Consider the following 21,258-nt stretch of genomic DNA (forward strand, 5'->3'; position numbering starts at 1 on the left):
CGAATATCTAAAAACGCCACTTGCAATTCGATGCGAGACCGTTGAAAACGCTGGTCATGCGGACGTGGCGAAACTGGTAGACGCAAGGGACTTAAAATCCCTCACCTTCGGGTATACGGGTTCGACCCCCGTCGTCCGCACCATTCCAACATCCTGTGTCGTGAGATCTGCTAACACCTTGAACGGCAAAGTGGTTTCAGCGGTTCGAAAGCCCATACCCGGGGCATATTGAAGATGCTCGGTGAAGACCAACTTTCGCACGGCTCGACGATCTTCGAGCTTTCCGGTTTCCCATAGTTTCCAAGGACTTGCCAGAAACGCCAAGGCGGTTCGTAAGGTTGCATCGAAATCCGGCAGATTCTTCTCCGAATTTTCGATCTTCTCGGCGAGAGCGACCTTCTTCCTTTGCAGATCGATCAGACGTGTCTCATACGCTTCGACTAACTGCGGGTTGGAGGAACTCGCGACTCGATCAATCATGAGTCCTATCAACTTGTCGGTCGAGCCGATTTCCTGTCGAAGCTGAGCAGTCCGTTCTGTAGAGCCAACAGACCGCTTGTCCCATGCTTCTCGGAAAATGGTGGAAGCGACGTCAATGATCTCCATGGCGGGCGACATCATCTTCAGCAGAGCTTCGAACTCCTCGTGCATCTCGTCACTGCTAAAGGACTTCCTGTAGCTTTCGCACTTCTTGTTCAGACAGAAATAGTAGGGATACTCTGCGTTTCGGCCGCGCGAAAATGCCCCCCCAAGCAACCGACCGCAGTGCGCGCATTGAACGGCTTGGCGGAGGGGGAAATGTTGGCTCAAATCAGCGCGGGCTGGCGCCTTGGCGTTCTCATTCAGACGCTGTTGGATTCGTTGATAGGTGTCATAGGTGATCAGCCCTTGGTGACATCCTTTTCTGATTGATACGTCCCACGGTAGATACTCGATCATGCCTGCGTAAAGTACACATGTCAGCATTTCGGTCACGCGATCGAATTTGACCGTGCCATCTGTCAGTTTCGGATACCCAGAACTGTCTTGCAGAAAGCGTTGCACTTCTGCTTGTGTCTGAAACCGACCAGTAGCGAAACCCATGAGTGCCTCGGTCACGATAGATGCAATTGGCTCCACGCGGATCAATGTGTTCTGCGCATTTATCCTGGCGAATTCGTATGCAGGCGGCTTGGATGAGAAGCACCAGTAGCCATTGAGTAGGCGTCCCCGCATGCGGTTGCGAACCTGCTCTCCGTTTTTCTGCCGCTGATGCTGCGAGACGCTGGCGAGGAGGTTTTCGACGAGCAAGTCGTCGGAACTATCACCGAACTCGAAGGATGGGCATTCGAGCCGTGCACCTGTTGCCGCAATTGCAGCACGCAGTTTGTGGTGTACGGTGATGTCTCGTGCAAGTCGTGTGATATCATCGATAATTACGATGCAATCGGAGCCGCGGTTCTTTATCAAGAACTTGAGCATCGCTGCGAGACCTGGTCGAATCTCTGTCCCCCCTGATCGGTCATCCGTGAACATCATAGAGGGAGCGGGATAGCTGCGATTTCGTGCGTATTCTCGAATACGCGCTTCCTGTGAGCCGAGACCGTCGCCCTCTTTGACTTGTTTCTTGCCCGACACGCGGGTGTATCCTAACGTCAAGATGTTTTTGTCCGACATGAACTTGTTCTCCTCTTGTATGGCGCTTTCGTTGTTCGAGTGTGAATTGCGCGACGGCGCCGTCGTTGTCCGGATCGTTCCCGGCCCCGGAGTGGCCGAGCTGTGGCTTCGGGTGGCGAATTGTCTGGCCGAAAAGCTGTCGCTTGCTGGACAGCATCGATGCCGAATGCACGGTCAACATAGCTCTCCATGATCACGCTCAGGACCTCGAGAAGATCTTTCCAGGCGGACGGCGCTCCTGCTATTCGTTCGAGGGCCGGATGGACTTCCGCGAGCATAGGCTCACTCTTCCTCATCGCGTCCTCCCTTTTCCCGACCAGAACAGCTTCTTGGAGCCCCCTGCGAGGTTTTCTGAGTGGGCTCCCACAGTACAATTGGGGGGACGATGAGTTCAGTCCGGATGCCGGCTCCACTACGGTGCGACCTTATCAGCCGCAACGATCGCTCATCTCGCCCCAAACGGTGCACATCGGTGACAATAAAAACGTCAAAGGCTAGCGGCGCCCTTGCCGCCAAACTCATGACCAACGCCGGCCCGGGCTGCAGGAGGTCATATCGCGGATTGTCGTATGCTTCGCCCACGACGACGTATGCCCGGTCATGCGCATGCTTTCGTAAGCGATGAAGCTGCTCATCTACTTTTGCGGTAGATGCATTCTGGCTTTCGCTGGCGGAGCGCGCGTAAAGAAATGCACGAGTTGGACCAATCACAGGACGCATATACTTCCTCCATCATCCACATCCGCAACGGGAATGGTCGAGACCGCTTCTTTACATCGGCTGCGACGGCTCATCCGCCAGCTCAGAGGCAATAGTCTCTCGCTCGGCGGCGAGAAGTTGTTGAGCAATAGATACGGCAATCTCGCGCGGTGCTCGGGGAGCGGTCTGTCTCTGTGTCAAGATTGCATCTCGGCGGCGCGTCACCGGATTGGCTTTCGATCGACGACTGGTGTCGAAGCCTCTGCGGCGCGTACCTGGGAGGCGGCGCGATTCTTCTTGTTCTGACCGGGGCCTGCGCATTGTCCACCCTTTCTCAGTTAGGTGGTCCCTGTTTGACCTGCACTCGTTTTGGCTTCCGAATAGCTGTGCGATTCAACATGTGCCTTCAATGCAATTTTTAATTGTATGTCCATCTCGCATCGATCTGCCGGAATAGCTCCACTTTGGCAGCATTTGAGCTCCACCGCAACCAAATTAGGTTCATTTTGAATAGACTAACCAATTGTCTGCGTTTATTAATTTGTTTTTCGGTCCACCTGAGAGGTGGATTGAATCCTTCACGAAAAGCAGGTTCGGAAGGATTGAGAATATGCAACCAATGGATCTTTTTGTTTTCCAGACAGGGTCCATTCAGGAAACGTCCCAGGACCAAATGGCCAACGTCAAGGACTCGTCGTTGTCTGCCAGTGGGTTCGAGAACAAAGCGACACGTATGGTTATTGCTGAACGGTTGAATTCTTGTGCGAGGGGGTATTCCTCAATCGCAAAATTCCGTCAATGAACGACCGGTCACCTCCCTAAAACTGCGGCTCAGCGAACATCGAGCGGCTCCGCACAGGCCGATACGAAACGCCCGACGTTCATCTTGGACTTAGCTCGCACCAGCCAGAGGTTGCATTCAGTCTCTGGCAGCGGCGCTGCTGGAATCAGGGTTGGCAAACAATGGCGCCCACCGCTCCTACCTCGGCGCAGGCGGAGAAGAAGGACTGTAACAACCAATAGAGTTGAACAAACGACGGCGCTGGCTGCTGCCCATTCTGTATGGAGGCGAAGGCTGTTTCTATCGCGTGCCTGCTGATCGATGACGTGACGATGGTGGCGCGACGTATAGAGTCAGGAGCAGTTCGAGCGTTCCTCAGAGCATCCAAAAGGTCGGGAGCATTGGAGCGAATAACTCGAGAGATTTGTGTTGCCTGCCCTGGAGCATTGTATGTTGCGCCCCAACCCTGAACTTTGTTTTCGATCCGTTCTTCGGGAAATGACATGTTCCCGAGATTCTTGATCGCCTGGCCTACGGCAACATGGAATGAACTCGCGCCGAGGCCTAGAGGTCCATGCTTCGCGTGATAAAATGAGATGTGGGTTAGCGCTCCATCTTGTCGGATGCCGATGAAGTCCGCCCACTCGTCGCCGAGGTCATCGCAAATTAGGATGGTGTCGGCTGCACCTACCTCATTCACAACCACACCAAATGTGGAGGTACGATCAAACTCTCTCTGCGCGGCGCTAAAATCGCCTTTCTCGCTAGTAGCGTTCGCAAGCGCTTGCTCGGGGTGGAGATATCGGAGAAACGACGCACCGCCATCAAGCATGCTTTCGTCTCGGAAGACTTGGCCATCAATGTAGGCAAGACCGACATCGTCAAAGAGAACGATCAGCGCGTCGATCTCATCGAGGTACTTATGAAGTGGTCGTCGTTCTGGATCTGTGCCAAGCGGAAATTCGCAGCTTTCAACCTCAATGGTCGAAGCGGGCGCGAGAGTGAGAGATCGAAGAGCGATACGCGTTTTGTTGAGGCTGATCGTAGCGGCCCCGGTACCGTCCACAAGACTTGCCGTTCTCACCCTGTCGGCGCCGTCGATTCTAAGGGCTTGGTCCAGTTGCTCGATCAGCGCGTGGAGCTCCTCTTCATTCAGTTCAGTAGGATGATCCCCGCCGTGCAATAATCGAATGGTCGCTCCATCTCCAGCGATGGCGTCCACCACGCGGTTTGTATCAATTGCCATCGTGATTGGCTGGAACTCCGCCAGGGCATCTGCAAGCGACATTGGTCGCGCGAACGAACGGATGAACGGCGATACCTCGCTTAGTTCCGCTCGAAGCGAGTCGATGATGCCCACCGCGAATTCAATCAGCTCGTTGAATCCTACACGTATGGAGCGGATGCCGATGCGTCCCGTGCTAGGCGTAGCGGTGCTAAAACTGCCATCGACGGCGACAGTATAAGTCTGAGGCGCGTATCTGCGGCTGCCACCGGGCCCAACTACATTGGCTAGGTCGGCGGCTTCCAAGGTCTTGTTGCGCATCGCGTACTGCGACACTGACATGTTACGCATACGCATGCGCTGAAACACAGCACTTTCTTTCGCGATTGCGCCTTCGACACGGCTGATTGGGACAGGCGAAAGGTGCGTTGACTTGAATCTTGCGGGCAAGGTTATTCGGGATGAGAAGATCGCCAGGTGTTGTTCATACTCTACGAGCAGCAGGTATCCGCATAGAAGCTCCCGGATGCCCGCACCTGTCTCCAGAAACGAAGGGGTGGTTTCGTACGAAAAGCAAATCGCTGACCATCTTAGATTACCTTCGGGCACTCTCGTATGTCTGAAAATGTCACGCGTGGAAACGTTGTAGTTTTCGCGTAACGTGACGAACAGTTCTCTGATTGCCTTATTTGACAAGTTTTTCCGGACAAGAAAGAACGTCGCGGTTTTCGCGGCCAAGAGATCATAAATCAACAAGGTTTTCCCCCGAACTGAATGCGGATGAAGAGCAACTCGCTATCCGGGCACTTTATGCTCTACCTGATTGCCGGAAGGCAGCAGTGAATCGCCAAGGCTAACGATCTTATCTCCGTACCACGCCGTCGCTACCAGCCAGAATTAAGTGCGATCGAGTGCCACAGTCTTTTGCACAACAATTGCGAGCAGTATAAATGCGCTATGCAAGAATCGATAAAGGTCCGCGCTTCGCGAGATGGGCATCAATTTCATGAGCAGTGGGCAGCTCGGGTCGCCTTAGGCCTGTTGCTTCCAAAGGTGTCTCTGACTTCTATTGCCCTTGAGGGGTTCAGGACAGAGGACGAAGTCGGCAAGGCGGCGACGGAAATCGCCGACCTTGTGAAGTTTTACAGGGACGAGCCTTCCGCGACGGACGAGAGAATAGTCGTCGTCCAGTTCAAGTACTCACCGACCGGCGAAGACGAGCCACTGACCGCAGCAGATCTCGGAGCAACGCTGAAGAAGTTTTCAGATGCACAGGAAGACTTCGAGAACACCAAAGGCGCGGCCTGGGTCGAGAAAAACCTAGCTTTTGAGTTCGCATCAAACCGTCCGATTGGAGCCAATCTATCGCAAGCGATTGCCCACGTGCACGCCGGCACCAAGGGCAAAGGTCCGGTGAAGTTGCAACAGGCCACCCTTATTGCCGCATTTGGCGGCGACCAACTTGCGGCCACCACCGTGCTTGGCAAATTAGCAATCGTCGGACGCGGATCGAGCGTTAGCTCCCTTAGGCAGGATACGCGGGCGACGCTCACTTCGTGGTACGGTGCCAGCGGACCACTCGCCCGCCAAAGCTTCCTTGAGCTTTGCGATCTGGTCCGCACCAAGGCAGGAATGGCGGGAGCGCGTAACGGTGTCATCACCAAGGTCGACGTTCTCGGGTGCCTCGGAATCGACGATGAGAGCGAGCTCTTTCCTGTCTCGCAGGCGTTCCCGGACGTTCCCCAGGTTATTGAACGAGATTGCTTCGACGAGATCGAAGCCACTATACGGCGATCGGGCGGTCCGTTCCTAATCCACGCGGGGGGCGGTTCCGGAAAGACCGTTTTAATGCAGTCACTGGCGCGCCGATTTGCCTCCGACGGGTCGGTGATCCTCTTTGACGGCTTCGGGGGCGGGCGCTGGCGAATGCCAGGCGATGATCGCCACCAATGTCGTCGCAGCCTTCTTCATATCGTCAATGAGCTTGCGGCGCGTGGGCTGTGCGATCTCATGCTTCCCGGCGAGGATGATGACACGGCGCTTCGGACCGCGCGAAGGCGTCTCAAGCAGGCGGCAGAAAGCGTGAGCCTCTCAAACCAGAATCGCAGGATCTTCATCTTGCTTGATGCGATCGATCACGCTGGCATTCAAGCATTGGCACAGCGCGAGCGCTCCTTTGCCGAACTGCTCATCCGGCAGATTCAGATCGAACCGATTGACGGCGTAACGGTCGTTGCGTCGTGCCGTTCAGAGCGGATCAGACAGGCGGTAGGCGACGCAAAGGTCGACTGCCTTCCCGTCCCCTCACTGTCACATCATGAGGCAGAAGCGCTTGCGGTTAGCCTCGACCCCTCGATCACTGCGGCCGAGGCTCGCACCATCCATGCGCGGGCAATGGGCAATCCGCGCTGTCTCGATGCGCTCGTAAAAGCCGGACGGCCGTATGACATCGGCAGCCCAAGCGAGGCATCGGCATCCACCGCGGACATACTCGAACGGCTACTGAGAGAACAGTTCCAGAGGGCGATTTCCGATGCCATCAAGAGGGGCAGCTCCGACAATCGCGTTCAGCGACTGCTTCATGCGATGGCCTTGCTGCCGCCCCCCGTTCCGGTAGAGGAACTCTCGGAAGCGATTGGCTACCCAATTTCTGAGGTGGCGAGCTTCTTCTCCGACTTGTTCCCACTTATCGAAACAACCCCGTTTGGTCTGATCTTCCGGGACGAGCCAACCGAAACGCTCGCTATCAAACTTGCGCAAGACGACCCAGCTTCCCTGAACGAGGTGATCGGGCGCCTGGAGAGGCGGCAAAAGCAATCCCAGTACGCCACTCGAGCTCTTCCCAGCCTCTTGCTTCACCACGGCCGTGTCGATGAGCTTGTCGATCTGGCTTTTTCGGATGACTTCCCCGCCTCGTTGTCCAGCAGTGTGGCTAAGCGAGGCGTGCGGCTTTCGCGACTCGGTGCGGCGGCAATCAGCGTTCTCGATGATCACCTACGCGCGGACGACCTTTTTTCCCTTCTGGTTGAGGCGGCGCGCGTCTCTGGTGGTAGCGCGCGAGCCGATAGACTGGTCTTGGATTTTCCTGATCTGACGGCTCTGAGCGGCGACGCTGAAGCCTTACGGCGGCTCTTCGATCGCAAGACGAGCTGGGCGGCGCCCCGTTATGGAGCAATGGCGATAGCAAGCCTGTTCTCTGGGGATAGCGGTGAGGCAGACAGAAACGCAGGCAGGGCGATTGCATGGCTCAATTGGAGCCTACACCAAGACGATCACGACAGAAGAGGCATGGACCGGGATTGGATCAGAGCGTTGTTCGTGTTCCTTCTCCAAGGCCAAAGCGCCAAGATCCTCAAGTGGCTGAGCAGACGGGACGCGTACTCGGCATACACGTACCTTTCCGATCTCCTTCAACTCTTGGAACGAAGCAGAACGGTCGATCCGCGGTCAGCGAAAGTTCGGAGAGATCTGCTCGCGAAAGCAGCATCGAAGCGAAGGCAACCGATCTGGTTCTATGCAGCATTGCTGCACACGCTGCCCTGCACCAAGGAGGCTCAGACTGCGATCATCGCCCGAATGGCCGAGCACATCGAACTGATCCCGAAGGACCAGACTGAAAACTGGGACTTGGAGCGGAGGCGGCGGAAAGACTTGGTGGACGCCGCTCTTGGAGCTGCGGTCCAAGCCGCTCACCTTGGCCGCATAGAGGACGCGGGCAAGATCCTCGCAGCCCTGCCGATAGACAGGCCGACCTACTATGACCTGGATGAAGACTATTTCTACGACCGAAAGATCGGTCGCTGGATTATTTACTGCGCTGTAAGCGCAATCGTCGCGAAGCGGCCCGCCCCGTATTCGGATACGATACCGAGCGAACTGTGGCAGGAGATACCTAAATCGGTGCGGCGCGCGGGTGACCGGGTAGTCGAAAAAAGGTGCCGGGACTTACTTCACCGACAACCAAAAAAGAGGAAGAAGCCTCGCTTCGAGTATGAAACAGCTCAGCGGCTGACTCGGGTTCTCGACAACCGGTCGGCGATCGTAGGGCAGCTCATCCAATTGTCACGCGAGCTGATCACCGGGAGCGCCAGCGCGACATCCGCATTTGAAACCACCTCTAAAGCGATGAAGAACGCGGGGAACTATCCCTACCGCGACGGAGCGATGTACGTCGCCGAGCATGCGATCGGTTCCATCCTCTTCGTCGTAGATAGACTGCACCAGTGGGATGGGAAGTCGGCGTCCGCGGCGATAGCCTGGATCAAGCAGTTGCCAAGGAAGAATGCGGCAAGGATGATCGATCTGGTGCATTCGCTTGCTCAGGCCGATGCAAGTCAAGCGCAGTCGTTGGAACTTGCCAACATTGCCCGGGAATTCATCAAAACGGAATCCGAGGCAGAGACGCGCATCCAGAACCTCGCATTGCTTGCCCAGGTACTTTGGAGCGTTTCGGAGGCAGAGGCAGGTGCGCGCTTCCGCGAGTCACTAGAACTGGCCGACGTGGTGGGCTCGGATAGCCAAGATACAATCCAAGAACTCATTTCGCTCCTCGCCCAGCATGAGGGTCCGCAGTTCGCGCCAAAGACCGTCCACAACATAACGCGGCTTTGCGAGCTAAACCTTCCCTACGATCACGACAAATTTGATTGGGACGGTCTCGCGAAGGCATTGGCGCGCATTTCGGGCCTCTCATCGATCGCATTCTTCACCCGTCTAGTCGACCGCGAGAAATTGACCTTGGGCTGGGCGCTCACCCCCTTCCTCGCGTTTCTTTCCGAGCAGAGTAAGGTATCCGCGACGGCAGCGGCTGCGCTCGTCGGAACGGACCGCGTCACGGAGTCCTGGTATTGGAATGTGGCGGACTACGCAGCCGCCGTTGCGCCCAAACTTACCGAGGGCGGCAGGGCATTGATGCTGGACTGGATTAGCGTGGAGCTGGACAGGGTCTATGGCGAGAACCTGTCGCTGGAGCGACTTGACCGCCTCCTTGCCGTCTTTCACCCGCTTGTAGGAGACACTCCGGCGCACAAGCGCCTGAAGGATATTGCGCAACGTGAGCGCAACAAGAAGGTAGGAGCGGCGAAAACGACTGCGCAAGTAGCGAGGGTCTCCAAGAGCGAGTTCCGTATAGACAGCGTCGCTATGCTCGATGACCAGTTGCAGACTGAGCAGGCCAAGCACGGCATGAGAGATGTTGGCGGCCCGACGCTCATCGCGCTTGGGAAAGCGGCTCGCACTGTGCGTGCCGCTCTCAACGCGATCGAAATGATCGCGGCGTCGGAAGTGGCAGTCCTCCATGACAAACTCCATGGCCTAGAGGCCATACAGGACAACTGGGCAGACAAGTCCATAGCGGTAAAAGATAAGCTCGCGGAAACCGCCGAACATCTGGCCGAACTGCACGCAGCCGAACTGATCGGCGCCGGATGGACCGTGGGCGGCGCTTTCCGTAAGCTGACAGAACTGAGCCCCGAGAGAATCGGCACCATCGTCCGCCGTATCATAGGATCTGCACGTGGCGGGTTAGACAAGCTGGCCCCAGAGGACTGGCTGCGTTGCGCGAAGTGGCTTTCGGGAGAGGTCGGCTCCGACGCCTTCACGAGGGCGGTAACCCGCTTTGCCGACCGTTCGAGCGCCGACATACCTTCCGATTTCGGCGATCCAGCCTGGAGTTCGGAGTTCGAACCGCCGGCGGATGAGTCAGAGATAGTCGCCAGCTTCCTATGGCATCAGTTGGGATCACCGGATGAGACGATTAGATGGCGGGCCGCCCATGCGTTGAGACGCTTCGCTCAGGCTGGAGAGTTCGACATCTTATCAAAGGTGCTGAATCGCTTCGCCTCGGCGTCATCGAGGCCCTTCGGCGATCAGAAACTGCCATTCTATCCGTACCATGCAAGGCACTGGTTACTCCTCGCACTGGATCGGATTGCATCAGATTACGCCCACCGGCTCGCGCCCGCAGTTGGGGATCTCCAGCGGATGTACATGTCTGAGCCAGACCACGTACTCTTGCGATCCTTGCTGTTCGCGGTCTTATCGAAGGTCGAGGCGGCATCGCCACAGCCGGGGCTTGGGGCCTTTCTGCACTCGGTTGGCCCCTCCCTCGCACCGATCGGCGTCGTGCAAAGAGCTGTCGGATCCCATCGTCGAGACTCGTACCAGGCTCGCCCTGAGGGAGTGGCGAAGCCTGCTGACGAAGTCTATCTGGATTACGATTTCAAGAAGTATCAGGTCGATCACCTCGGCCGTGTCTTCGGAGTCGACACCTGGCAGGTTCACGACGCGGTCTCTGCCGAGATGCGGGCGTTGGATCCCAGTATCGGTAGCATGCATGAATGCCCGCGAGGACTCGGGCGATACGAGAACAAGGACCGGTTCACCGACGCCTACGGTGCATATCTTGCCGAGCATGCGCTCCAAATCGTTGCCGGAAAATTCCTCCGCACTCTACCGGTCGAGCAAAGCGAATGGGATTGGGAGGCCGATCCTTGGAGTGCGTGGCTTGAACGATATTCCCTTCCCAACGCAAAGTGGTGGGCGTCTGATGCCACCGATCCATTTCCCTACGATCTGCCGATCATAGCGCTCGATCTGGGAGATCCGATGAACAAGACTTTGTCCGAAGATCGCCTCGCCCTGGCATCTCTGTGCGACGTGCCACAAAGCGTATCGCGGCCCGCCGATGGCTGGCTCCTGAGCGCGCGGTGGAGTGCGGGGAACGAAACGACGATTGATGTTTCGTCGATACTTGTTAGCACCGATGAAGCGCGTCGGTTTGCAACAGCTCTAGCAATGATTGACCCGATTTATCAGTACGTACCTCAGTCTACCGACTTTCTGCGAGACGCAGACGAGCCCCTCCGAAACTGCTTCCGAATTTCCCTGGAGGAACATCGGCAGTCAGAGGATAGGATCGATGACAGCGATCCCTATGGGACGTCGGCCGCGCTGAATCGAGAGTGGCCCACCGACTGGCTTAGCGAGGCGCTCGACGGTGCCAGCCCGGTCGACTTCGAACGCCGGTGGATCAACCGTATGGGCAGCGATGCGTTGCAGATCGAATGTTGGGGAGCCCGTTTCGGCCGCGGTCGTCATGAGCGACAGGCAAACGGCTACAGGGTGACATGTCCAAAGGAAGCTCTTTCGCGGGTCCTCAAGGACCACAATCTTGAACTCGTTACGCTTGTGAAGGCCGAGCGATATTTCAAAGATTCGAAAAGCAGCGAGGGCGCATTCAGCCGACGATCTTCCGTCGTCGTTGTCGACGGCAATGGGCGTGCAAATCCTATTAGCCGGATATCAAGCAAGACTAGAGCTCAGTGGAAAGCACTCGATAGTGACGATCGAACCTACCTTGCAAAAGTCTATGCAGGTATCCAATGACGAAGGATGCGCGTGGCAATGAGCGGTAATTGACTGGTTCCAGGTCGGGAAGGTGCAGGATTCGACACCTGTCCCGCAAAGCTCGCGGGTTCGCACCAGCTAGGACACATGCGACAGATTGCAGTGGGCCTGAAAATAGGGTTCATGCAAGCGTCCAATTAACAAGTCGTGCAGGTTGCCGTTGCAGCGGCTGGTGCCGATCTTCTTGATCTCGCCGGCGATGACGACCGATACGGCGCATTCGTGTCGATGCACGACCATGACCGCAAGGCTTGGTTCGCACGACGACCATCTCTGGGCGGCTCCTCCGATTTACACGCTTTCAAGGAGCACTTCGAATTTCCACACGCTTGCATTGTTGGAACGAGTGGCTGATATCTTTGACACCAGTGATGCATGAGACCATTCGAGTGATGAAGCTTCCTCCAAGAATTCGCTTTCAGTTGATGCTCAAGGCACGTGCGGCGATAGAGCGTGCACTCTCGTCCGGCAGTCCAACGGGCTTGAGCGTTCCCCGTACCGAACCGGGACTTGTCGCCGCAGTGACGACCTATGCGATTCCACAGCTTGCCAAGGACTGGAGGCAAATCCTGCAGCCCACGGGGACGAACATAGCAATCAGTGCGGTGTTCACCCACCAAGCGCCCAAGGTGCGTTTCATCGGTCCCCACAAGACCAAGGCCGCATGTGAACTCGCGGACCTACTGCTTGTTGTGGACAATATTCGGACCGGAAGACGCCAGGCGGCACTGATCCAAGCGAAAATGGCGGCGCAGCGTGGCACCGTTATCATTTCTCGGCCACAGGACAAGTTGCAGCTCGCGCTTTTTCAGAATTGGCCGCGGTTCGACTTCCAGGAGCCGATCTACAAGTTGGCGAACGTCGATTTCCACTCCGGCGGGTCGGCACATGACTGTGGGCAATATGGCGTCATAGATCGACATTTCGTCAGCCCTCCGGTGTGGTCGCAGATGCTCCCCTCCACCGTTCCCGGTAAGACCCTCGCAGCACCGCTCCTCGCGGAATTCATCGTCGATCTCGTCCGGGGTCGTGTCGGTCGTGACGCCACTCCAGCGCTTGCAACCGATTGGAGCCGAACCGTTGAGGCATTGATGACCGTTACCTACGGGCGGCTGTTCCATCATCGACAGTCGCTTGGCCCGCTGGCATTTCCGAGAGGAAACACGACACAGGCGTTTTTCCTGCAGAACAATCTGATTCAGGTGTCAGTCACGACTGACGGATCGCTGCCTACCGACGAGGAGCCGCGATTCGAACTCATGGACGTTGAGCCTCCCAACCGCGCGATTAGCACCATTTGGATCAAACTCGGTGGGGATTAGTGAACATTGACAGGAGCGGCGTGCCGCTCGGTGCAATGATGAATGCGGCAACGGCAGTCGTTGGTATACCCACGAGAGACATCTAACTTTCGGCCGCGAGCGGTTCGCCTACTTTTAAGCGCCAAGGGGGCGTTCGCCGATGAGTGACGAGTCAGCTTGCTTGTGTCAGAATGGTTATATGGACACAGAGGAAATCCAAGATCGCTTCGTGAAGGCCGTTCAGATGTTTATGGACGATCAACATCAGTTGCTCGAACTTGATGCTAATGAGCGCGCTATCGGGGCAACGCTCGCCCATGTGTTTATGCGAGAGATGTTCCCCTACCACCGCGTCGATGCCGAGTATAACCGCGTTGGCCTTGATGGTAGCGCGAAACGCCTGAATTTGCCGTTGGAGTGCGGCGGCGACAACGCGCGTGTCTTTCCCGACATTGTAGTGCATCGTCGCGGTGACAACCAAGAAAACATACTTGCAGTCGAAATCAAACTGACCTCGAACAAGCAGCCACGCCACTGCGATCTCATAAAACTTGAGGCCTTCCGTGAGCAGCTTCGGTATCGCGTGGGCGTCTTCCTCGAACTTCCTGCAGGCAAAGACTTCGGGCGAATGGATGCAATGATGCGATGGTTTGTCTAGCGACCTCTTTTGAAGTGATTGATTGATATTCGATCGTTAGAACCGCGGTGCGTCCCGATCTCTCCGAAAGTCGAAGGCGGTAGCCGGCTAGGCGTACCGCCTCTATGCTCCTTGACTGCCGCTGATGGCTACTGACGCCATCAAGCTAGAAACGGAGAAGCTGGCGTTTTGTCGAACGCGGGCTGTGCCGGCAACCCGATATGGAATCTTCTTGTTGACGCTGCCAAGCTTGCATGGGGGGGGCGACAGTAAATTGCTAGCAAAACGCTCATCGGTAAGCATATCTGACGGCTTTATCCCGAACTTCTGACAGAACTGCACGATGTTTGCGTTGTCCGGAAGCAGCCCCCAGTGGGGCTCATTGTGTGGGTTGCCTTGGAAGGCAAATGGGATGTCTGGGATCGTCGTTCGATCGCTCCACATCGCATAGACCCCCTGCATCTCAACCAAGTCGGCGGCATCGTCACGTATGAAGAGTATGCTGTCAGCACCGAATTTCGGCGGAGTCACGTCTATTAATTGCCGATTGGGGTTTTCCCACACGCTGTGATGCTCACCAATCAACATACTATCAAATCCCCAGAGCGCCCAGCCGTGCACCCTCCTTCCGCCGTTCTCTATGGCACAGTGCTTGAACGATAGGTGGCATTGATTGTCGTCGTATCCACGGTTCTCGTATTTCAGGTGCATCGGGGCGCTGGTAAGGCCGAATCGGGTCATGAACTCGGTAACGAGAGATTCATCGAGGTCCGGAACGCGGGCAGTGGGATCTTGGGTCATGCCGCGATCATGCATGACCAATTCCACCTCCGCAATCGGGCGGCGACAGCTAAGTGGCAGCTTTCGCCGGTCGTGATCGGGATGCGCACACTGGCCTCCTGTAAGCTCGACAATTTCATTAAAGCTATCCTAGGTGAGAGGTCGAATACGAGTGGTTGCGAAACCTAACGTGCGCCGTCACCTGTTGGCGGGGGCGCGTCCTTTACAGTCGGTCGCACTGCAGGCAGGAGGTCGCGCCAGACCTGCGGCGGTACTGGCAGCCGGTAGCAGCGGCAAGCCGTGAGCACGATCGGCCAGTGCCCTAGCCGAACCGCCGAAAGCGAATCATAGTGCGGGTTGCTGACAACCTCGTCGAGTACGAAATCTAGGGTGTCCCGTGTGCCCGCAGTAACGGGAATATCGGTTAGCGCGGAACCGTGATTATCATGACCGAGATAGAGATTGTCCTCGCTGTCCTCGTCCGGTAGCCAGGCCTGAAAAGTGCAGTGTCCGAGTGATTTAGATTTGAATGCGGCCAGTTCGTCGAACAGTTCCTGCTTACCGCGCGCCGCGGCCCATTGTGCGAGCATCGGGTATAGAATGCTGCCCTCGGTTGAACTCTGGCGATACTCCTCGCTGCGCTCGGAGGGATGGTCGACTATGTCCCAATAGGAGCGACTTGTCACTGGATAGCGGCCATGCACGTTGAATGCGAAGATGGTGCGCTTTGCGAGCTCCTCGGCCCATTGATCGATCGCGCAATGGGCAGCGGGGCGGCAGCCGAGAAGCGTGAAGGCGAGACCAATGTCTATCGCCTGCCAATCGCCCATCGGCGAAAGCAGCGCCCGGTTGTTGCTAACGATCTGCGTAAGTTGCGCACATAGCCCGTCGATTCGCTTAACTGTCGCCTTGGTGGCCCCCGCGAGCACTGCCGGAAGTGTCTGGAGATAATCCTCGCTGAGCACGACCGGGCCGTTTGGCGGAGCGAGTTGCCAAACCAGCCAAAGCCCACGTAGCGACAGGCGACCAACAATTTCGAACAGCTTGAGGTTAACGTCGATCGCCGCATGTGATCCGACTGCCGATGAAAGCGCGTGGCGGACGTTGGCGTGCGGCAGAATCTTCTTCTCGAACAACTCGTCCCAAATCGCGAAATGTAACTCGAACAGCTCGTTGATGACAAAGCCCGCCGCTTCGGCCGCCTTGCCCGAGCGCGCGACGTCAGCTTTTAGAAGGTGCCAGACCTCAAGTTGCGCGCGTTCGCTGGCAAGATAGGGAGCTTCCACGTTGTTTGCCTCGCGTGCCCAGACAAACATGATCCACAGACAGATATTGATCATCCGGGCTTGCGATAGTCGCGCCGCCGAGGTCGCACCAGGCATGTCGGTCAACGCGCGCAGCAGCTTGCCGAAATGGTTGAGTGCGATGTCGGGCTCCTCGACCATCGCGACGCTCTTGCGCAAATGGCTGCGCAACGGGGGTGGTAGCAAGCCTTCGCGCAGGATGCCGTGGAGGATGACGTCCGCCAATCGATCGCCATTCCACTCTTCGAAGCTGATTCGTTGAGTGGTGTTGCGTTTCATGTAGCCGGTCACTTCGGCACGGACATGTTCATCGATCGCACCGCCGAACGTGAGACAAATGGCGATTGGCAGATCAGCATATTCGGGCGGGATACGGCTTGCGATGTAGTGATCGAGAATTTCGTCGAGTGATGGCCTCAGACTCTGCGGCGAGGCCGTGTTCCACTCCGTGCGGTCCAGGTCCCCGGATTTGACAGAGAACAGATGGACTCGCCGAACGCCATCGCGTCCATTGCCGATTGCGGCAACGTCAACGCCGTATTGACGTGTGCCCCGGGCCGGGCGCGAATAGACAGTGAACCCAAGCTCCGTAAGCAAATCGGGCAACACCGCATCGAGCTCGCCGCGTTCGCGCAGGGAGGCGAGATATTCACGTATGACAAGCTTCACGATTCCGCCCCCTGCATGGCGCGAAAAATCCGCAGCTTGTAGTCAAGGTCGAACGGCTCGAGAATGTCGAGGCGCGGCGCCTCGAAGCTGTGGCTAAAACTGTGCAGCTTCGTTTCGTGACGCTGCTTCTTGCCGTCAGATCCTCTGGAGTAGCTGATCGATCGAGTGCCATAAAGTATCACCGATCGGCTCACGAGTGACATGAGTATCGACCTCTTCTCGGCCTGCTTATGCACTTGCAGCATTGACTCATGCTGACGATGGCTTTCGATCAGCCGCTCGCGCTCGGACGGGTCAAGCTCCTTGATCCGTCCAGCCTTGCGCAGGCCTTCGATATAATCTTCAAGCCGAGCGAGCAATTCCTGAGTAACGGGCTGTGCCGGGTCGCCTGCAGACTTGACGCGTTCCCTTAGCCAGTCAGCTAATTCTCCGGAATAGTTGATGAGCAGTGGATCGAAAAGAACTTCCGCCATCACCTTGCGCGGAACTTCGCTGGCGCCCTGGATGAGTCCAAGCACCAGCGAAGCAGCGGTGATTGCGTGGATGAATAGATAGCCGATCGCGCGGTGCGCAAGCAGTATTTTATCGGCATCGGCCAGTCCAAGGGCCGCATGATCGGCCTCGACAACTAGCGGTCCGTCGCCATGATATCTGCCGACCAGGGACAGCGTGGCATGACCAAGGTTGGCATCCAACGAAAGCAGCCAGCCGATCATCACTTCAGCCAACTGGTCGGGTCTGAGTTGTAGGAGCGCATAAGAAAAGCTGCCGAACTCTTCAAGTGAGGTGAGCTCGTCATGCCGCGCAATCAGCGGTGTGATAAGAGCGAGCCCTTCCTCTAGCCGCCCACGTGCGACCAGCTTGCTGCCCGCAGCGTCGATGTTTTCGAGCGTTCCACGATTGCCGATTGCGACCTTGTGCATGATGGTTGTCAGACCCGCCACAATTTTCGGCGGCAGCCCCTCCCCATGGAACATAAGCTCAAGCGAGAGCTGGTGGATCGCATGGTCGCCAATCTGTGGCGCGGCAATCTGGATCAGCGCGACGGCTGAGGCGTCCATTTCAGGATAAGCGCGAGCGATTTCGCATATGGCAGTCAAAATATCACCAAGACTATTGTCGTCGGCATTATCGGTGGCGGCGACGAGGGCGTCCACCGCGCGGTTGCGGGCTTGCGGGGTGTCAAGTGCGATAGTACCGATCGCCTTGGCTGCGGCCGATCGCACTGGCGCCGCCAAGCTTTTAAGGTAGGCGATTGCTTCCCTCAGTGCGTCATCTGGCGAGCCCTTGGCAAGTGCTTGGAGGCCAAGGAACACATAAGCCGAATCTTCTGGGTTCTCCTCGCTAAGCGTAGCAAGGGTCATCCGTGCGCGCTCGCCTTGTTCAGCCCACGTTCGATACGCGCCATTAGGCATGCCGGAGGTGAGGTCGTCGCCAGCCCGCACGACTAATGCCTTTACAGCGGCCAACATAGCCGGAACCTCGGCCTGAAGAGTCGGAATGAGTTCGCAATAGGTGTGCATGACAGTGAAGAAGTCATGTTGATTGATCGAAGACGCGGAAATCGTGCGAGCGGATTCGAGCACGTCTATTTCGCCGTCATTGTGGAGTTTCGTCAGGGTTGCCTGAAAAGTCTTGTCGACGTCGTCGTTGCGATGGCTTCGCGTGCGCTCGATGAAAAGCTCTGGGAGCGTGCCGGCCCTATGGTGCTCGATGATTTCTTCTTCTGCCATCACTCCCCCGCGTCTCGGACCGAAAATGCCGCCCTCTCAAGATAACAGACGGGTCAACCTCTATATGGGACGTTCTTGCCCCAGTCGCACACAAAACGCCCATCGGCTTTCCCAAATCAGCACGCGACGAGTTGTTCCAAGAAAGATTCGCGGTCCCGCACCGGAATTCACTTATTGCGGTTGGTGGACGCTTTCTTCTTCAGCGTCTCCCTACGCTTCCCTTCGGACACAATCTTGCGCCCAACATTTGCCGGTACGAATCCTTCGTTTGACAGCGCTTCGCCAAACGTCTCCTTATCGGTCATCGATTTCGCGGTCAGGCTAACGTTGTCGGTTTTACCTACATCATTCTTTCCACCTTTTGGCATGGCAGTCTCCACGTCAGAACGTCGTTATCGAGCGGGCAGACACGAGAAGTGGTGAAGCTGCCTGCGGTGTTAGCATGCACAACGAGAGTATGGCGGTTGGAAAATGATGTGGGTCAGACGTCATTGTCGTCGCCTATCAGCCTCGCGCGCCTTCCGCAGTCCATCTACCAGCCGTTCCAACGGCCGGATCGAACCACCCGTCCAGACGCTAGCCAAGGCATCCAGTTCGAATCCTTCAAGCGGCGTGGCCCAGCGCGGATCGTAACCCGCCTCGATGTACAGCCGCTCCAGGATACGTGGGGCGAGCAGCGGCAATTGATCGGCTCCCGGGTCGGGAAAGCGAAGGATTCGGCACCTGTCCCGCAAGGCCGCCGGGATCGGCTCAAGCGAGTTCGCGGTCATCAGCCAAGACACATGCGACAAATCGCAATGGGCCTGAAGGTAGGGATCATGCCAACGGCGCGATGTCTCCTTTTCGAACAGGCCGATCAAGACGTCGTGCACGTTCCCATTGTGGCGGCTTGTGCCGATCTTCTCGATCTCGTCGAGAATAACGACTGGTCCGGCGCATTTGTGTCGGCGCACGGCCATAACCGCAATGCTAGGTTCGCCCGACGTCCATCTCCGGGCGGTTCCCCCGACGGCGCTATCGCTCAAGCCCCCACAAGAAATGATCTCATAGGGCGCGCCGAGTTCCTCGGTCAGTCGCCGGGCGAACCGCGTCTTCCCACTACCGGGTGCTCCAAGCAGGATGGTCGGTCTTAGGTAGACATTTGGCCGGCCACCAAGTATTTCCAGCACGCTGTCAACAATAGTAACCGCATACGGAAACTCAGCGATCAATATCGCGCGAACTGTGGGTAATTCTGGCATGCCTGGCAGAGGCAACGGCCGCAGCTTAAAATTCTCGAATTCTTTCGCCACTCGCTTCCCATCAGCCGTCGTGTCATTTCCTATGCCGCTGATCACGATCACTCCGTCTGTCGCACTTGTTTTGTGTTCTGATGGCTCTTCTTCCCATGTTTTAGCAAGGCCAACAAAGGATGAGTCCTTGGGCTCCTGTTCGTCGACAGTTGATGACGTGATCGCATCTCTGAAGTGTTGTTCATAGGTCCGGACTTCCTGCTCGAACCACTCCGCAGATCTCTGAACAGAGACGCCTGCTCGTCGGCGCCAGTCGAGTACGCGGGATTGTGCCGCCCAACCGAGTGAGCGCCAGTGCAGGCTGCTGCGCTCCGTAGGCGATAAATCGCCAGAGGCGAGATGGGCGATCTCACCGGCGATCAGCGCCGTCGCTTGGCCGTCCCCGAAGAAGGCCCGGTAGAATCTGCACCGCAGGCGGCACTCACTGAGCGGCAATCCTTCGGTATTATCGATGAGATCGATCGCCGCCTCCACGGCAAGCACGCTGTCCTCAGTCGGCTCCACGGCCAACTCATCCAGACTGGTAGCGAGCAGTGCAAGCCCAGCCCGCTTGCGCTTTTTAACTCGACCCGACAGTCGACCGGAATATTCGCGGATGTCTTCGGCCAAGTCTTCGCGGAAGAACGCCATCCCCCTCAGCAACTCCTCGGCCGTCGGCAAATGCAATCCGGCAATTGCTGCCTTCTGCCGGCGTTGAAAGTGGCGGTCTTGTGATGGCTTGTCTGTCACGGGACACCTCCTGAATCCTAGTCGAGCACCGACATGCCGCCGCCAGTGGACACCAGCGCGCGCAATCTTCGGCATCGGATTGAAACATTTCTACCCGCTAGTTGAAGCGATCGGGCAACTGGTCGGAATGTATTCGATTCGAAACCGCCTGTCCGGGGGGCACAGGTTGGTCAAGTTGGGCCCGAACAACGGGCCGAGCGTGCCGAGGCAGGACTTTGAAACCAGCTCCGGAAAGGTGCAGGCGGGAGGGCGTTGCACTCAATGTTGACACGAACCGCGTTCCCGCGCACGACCCGCGTTCTGACACCAACGTCGTCGACGCGGGGTGATCCTAGCGTAGGCTCGTGTTTGTTAGGACGTCCACCCATGTGGACATTTCAAGAACCGCCGACCATAGTTGGTTCGAACTTTCCCCCGTTCGCTGCACCAGATCCAGTATGCCGATCCCGGCAACTTCATTGAACGATATAAAAACAAAAACGCCCCGGACTGCTGAGCGTCCGAGGCGTTTGTATTTCAATTGATTTCCGTCGATCAGACGGCCATGCCCCAGCTGTCGGCATCGTCGACGCCGAACATGCGCTCGAGGTTGAGGAAGCAGATCATGCTTTCGCCCTGGGCGATAATGCCATCCGAGAAGGCGGCGCTTGGGCCAGCGGCCTGTGGCAGCGGCTGCAGGCGGTCGGCAGGAATGGTCAAAATGTCGGAGACGCCATCAACCAGCAAGCCGACGGTAACGCCGTTGACATCGGCAACGACGACGGCGCTGCGCTGATTGACTTCAGAATTGGCCATGCCGAGCTTGACGGCGAGGTCAACGATCGGAATGACCGTACCGCGCAGGTTCATGACGCCGAGCACTTCATAAGGCGCATGCGGCAGCGGGGTTACGGTCGCCCAACCGCGAATTTCGCGGATCGAGGTGGTCTTAACGCAAAATTCCTGGGAATGAAGCCGGAAGGCGATGATCTCCAGCGATCCTGCCTGCACGAGATGCGAAGTGTTCATCAATAGTCTCCCAGCTTTCTTAGGTTCGGGACAGTGT

Annotated in this window: 11 protein-coding genes, 1 tRNA gene and 1 pseudogene; 4 read left to right on the forward strand and 9 right to left on the reverse strand. The window is 57.0% G+C overall.

Translation table 11 applies throughout. The features are described 5' to 3' along the window. Positions 1 to 58: 58 nt before the first annotated feature. A tRNA-Leu gene (locus BJF91_RS12015) sits at positions 59 to 143 on the forward strand. Between the two features lie 1,060 nt (positions 144 to 1,203). Here BJF91_RS12015 and BJF91_RS25560 read toward each other — a convergent pair. The 3 genes and pseudogenes from BJF91_RS25560 to BJF91_RS25175 form a co-directional block, all read right to left on the reverse strand. After that, positions 1,204 to 1,656: pseudogene (locus BJF91_RS25560) on the reverse strand (recombinase family protein); the annotation flags it as partial. 282 nt (positions 1,657 to 1,938) lie between these two features. After that, the gene (locus BJF91_RS25565) at positions 1,939 to 2,376 is read right to left on the reverse strand and encodes a recombinase family protein (protein ID WP_139310674.1); all 438 of its coding nucleotides are present in this window, start codon (positions 2,374 to 2,376) and stop codon (positions 1,939 to 1,941) included. Positions 2,377 to 3,302: 926 nt separating this feature from the next. After that, positions 3,303 to 5,114 carry a hypothetical protein gene (locus BJF91_RS25175; protein WP_184412680.1) on the reverse strand — a complete coding sequence of 604 codons (1,812 nt, stop codon included), beginning with the start codon at positions 5,112 to 5,114 and terminating at the stop codon, positions 3,303 to 3,305. 204 nt (positions 5,115 to 5,318) lie between these two features. Between BJF91_RS25175 and BJF91_RS12040 the strand changes: the two genes are divergently transcribed. From BJF91_RS12040 to BJF91_RS12050, 3 genes are all read left to right on the forward strand, one after another. Beyond that, entirely contained in the window at positions 5,319 to 11,747 is a 6,429-nt protein-coding gene (locus BJF91_RS12040; protein WP_075614768.1) for a hypothetical protein, read from the forward strand. 392 nt (positions 11,748 to 12,139) lie between these two features. Further along, a complete protein-coding gene (locus tag BJF91_RS12045) occupies positions 12,140 to 13,090 on the forward strand; it encodes a hypothetical protein (protein ID WP_139310675.1) in 951 nt (316 codons plus the stop codon). Positions 13,091 to 13,268: 178 nt separating this feature from the next. Continuing rightward, entirely contained in the window at positions 13,269 to 13,727 is a 459-nt protein-coding gene (locus BJF91_RS12050) for a hypothetical protein (RefSeq protein WP_075614770.1), read from the forward strand. A 102-nt stretch (positions 13,728 to 13,829) separates the two neighbouring features. On the opposite strand, the gene BJF91_RS12055 is transcribed toward BJF91_RS12050, so the two are convergent. The 6 genes from BJF91_RS12055 to BJF91_RS12080 all read right to left on the reverse strand — a co-directional run bounded on the left by BJF91_RS12055 (position 13,830) and on the right by BJF91_RS12080 (position 21,221). Beyond that, positions 13,830 to 14,522, reverse strand: coding sequence for a hypothetical protein (locus BJF91_RS12055; RefSeq protein ID WP_075614771.1), 693 nt, complete (start codon positions 14,520 to 14,522; stop codon positions 13,830 to 13,832). A gap of 149 nt (positions 14,523 to 14,671) precedes the next feature. Continuing rightward, complete coding sequence (locus BJF91_RS12060; RefSeq protein ID WP_075614772.1) at positions 14,672 to 16,459, reverse strand: hypothetical protein; 1,788 nt, start codon at positions 16,457 to 16,459, stop codon at positions 14,672 to 14,674. Next, positions 16,456 to 18,192: a hypothetical protein gene (locus BJF91_RS12065; protein ID WP_075614773.1), complete on the reverse strand. Its 1,737-nt coding sequence runs from the start codon at positions 18,190 to 18,192 to the stop codon at positions 16,456 to 16,458. The genes BJF91_RS12060 and BJF91_RS12065 overlap by 4 nt, the downstream gene beginning before the upstream one ends. Before the next feature lie 167 nt (positions 18,193 to 18,359). Continuing rightward, positions 18,360 to 18,560, reverse strand: a complete 201-nt coding sequence (locus BJF91_RS12070) for a hypothetical protein (protein WP_075614774.1) — start codon at positions 18,558 to 18,560, stop codon at positions 18,360 to 18,362. A 120-nt stretch (positions 18,561 to 18,680) separates the two neighbouring features. Then, complete coding sequence (locus BJF91_RS24575; protein ID WP_162843863.1) at positions 18,681 to 20,213, reverse strand: AAA family ATPase; 1,533 nt, start codon at positions 20,211 to 20,213, stop codon at positions 18,681 to 18,683. A gap of 534 nt (positions 20,214 to 20,747) precedes the next feature. Further along, complete coding sequence (locus BJF91_RS12080; protein ID WP_075614775.1) at positions 20,748 to 21,221, reverse strand: chemotaxis protein CheW; 474 nt, start codon at positions 21,219 to 21,221, stop codon at positions 20,748 to 20,750. Positions 21,222 to 21,258: the final 37 nt, after the last annotated feature.

Source organism: Gillisella taibaishanensis (assembly GCF_001938985.1).
Lineage (GTDB): Bacteria > Pseudomonadota > Alphaproteobacteria > Rhizobiales > Rhizobiaceae > Allorhizobium > Allorhizobium taibaishanense.

Coding starts and splice junctions, on each gene's coding strand:
- BJF91_RS12050 (WP_075614770.1), top strand. CDS start 13,269: ATGGACACAGAGGAAATCCAAGATCGCTTCGTGAAGGCCGTTCAGATG.
- BJF91_RS25565 (WP_139310674.1), bottom strand. CDS start 2,376: ATGCGTCCTGTGATTGGTCCAACTCGTGCATTTCTTTACGCGCGCTCC.
- BJF91_RS12040 (WP_075614768.1), top strand. CDS start 5,319: ATGCAAGAATCGATAAAGGTCCGCGCTTCGCGAGATGGGCATCAATTT.
- BJF91_RS12055 (WP_075614771.1), bottom strand. CDS start 14,522: ATGCATGATCGCGGCATGACCCAAGATCCCACTGCCCGCGTTCCGGAC.
- BJF91_RS12065 (WP_075614773.1), bottom strand. CDS start 18,192: ATGGCAGAAGAAGAAATCATCGAGCACCATAGGGCCGGCACGCTCCCA.
- BJF91_RS12045 (WP_139310675.1), top strand. CDS start 12,140: ATGCATGAGACCATTCGAGTGATGAAGCTTCCTCCAAGAATTCGCTTT.
- BJF91_RS12070 (WP_075614774.1), bottom strand. CDS start 18,560: ATGCCAAAAGGTGGAAAGAATGATGTAGGTAAAACCGACAACGTTAGC.
- BJF91_RS12080 (WP_075614775.1), bottom strand. CDS start 21,221: ATGAACACTTCGCATCTCGTGCAGGCAGGATCGCTGGAGATCATCGCC.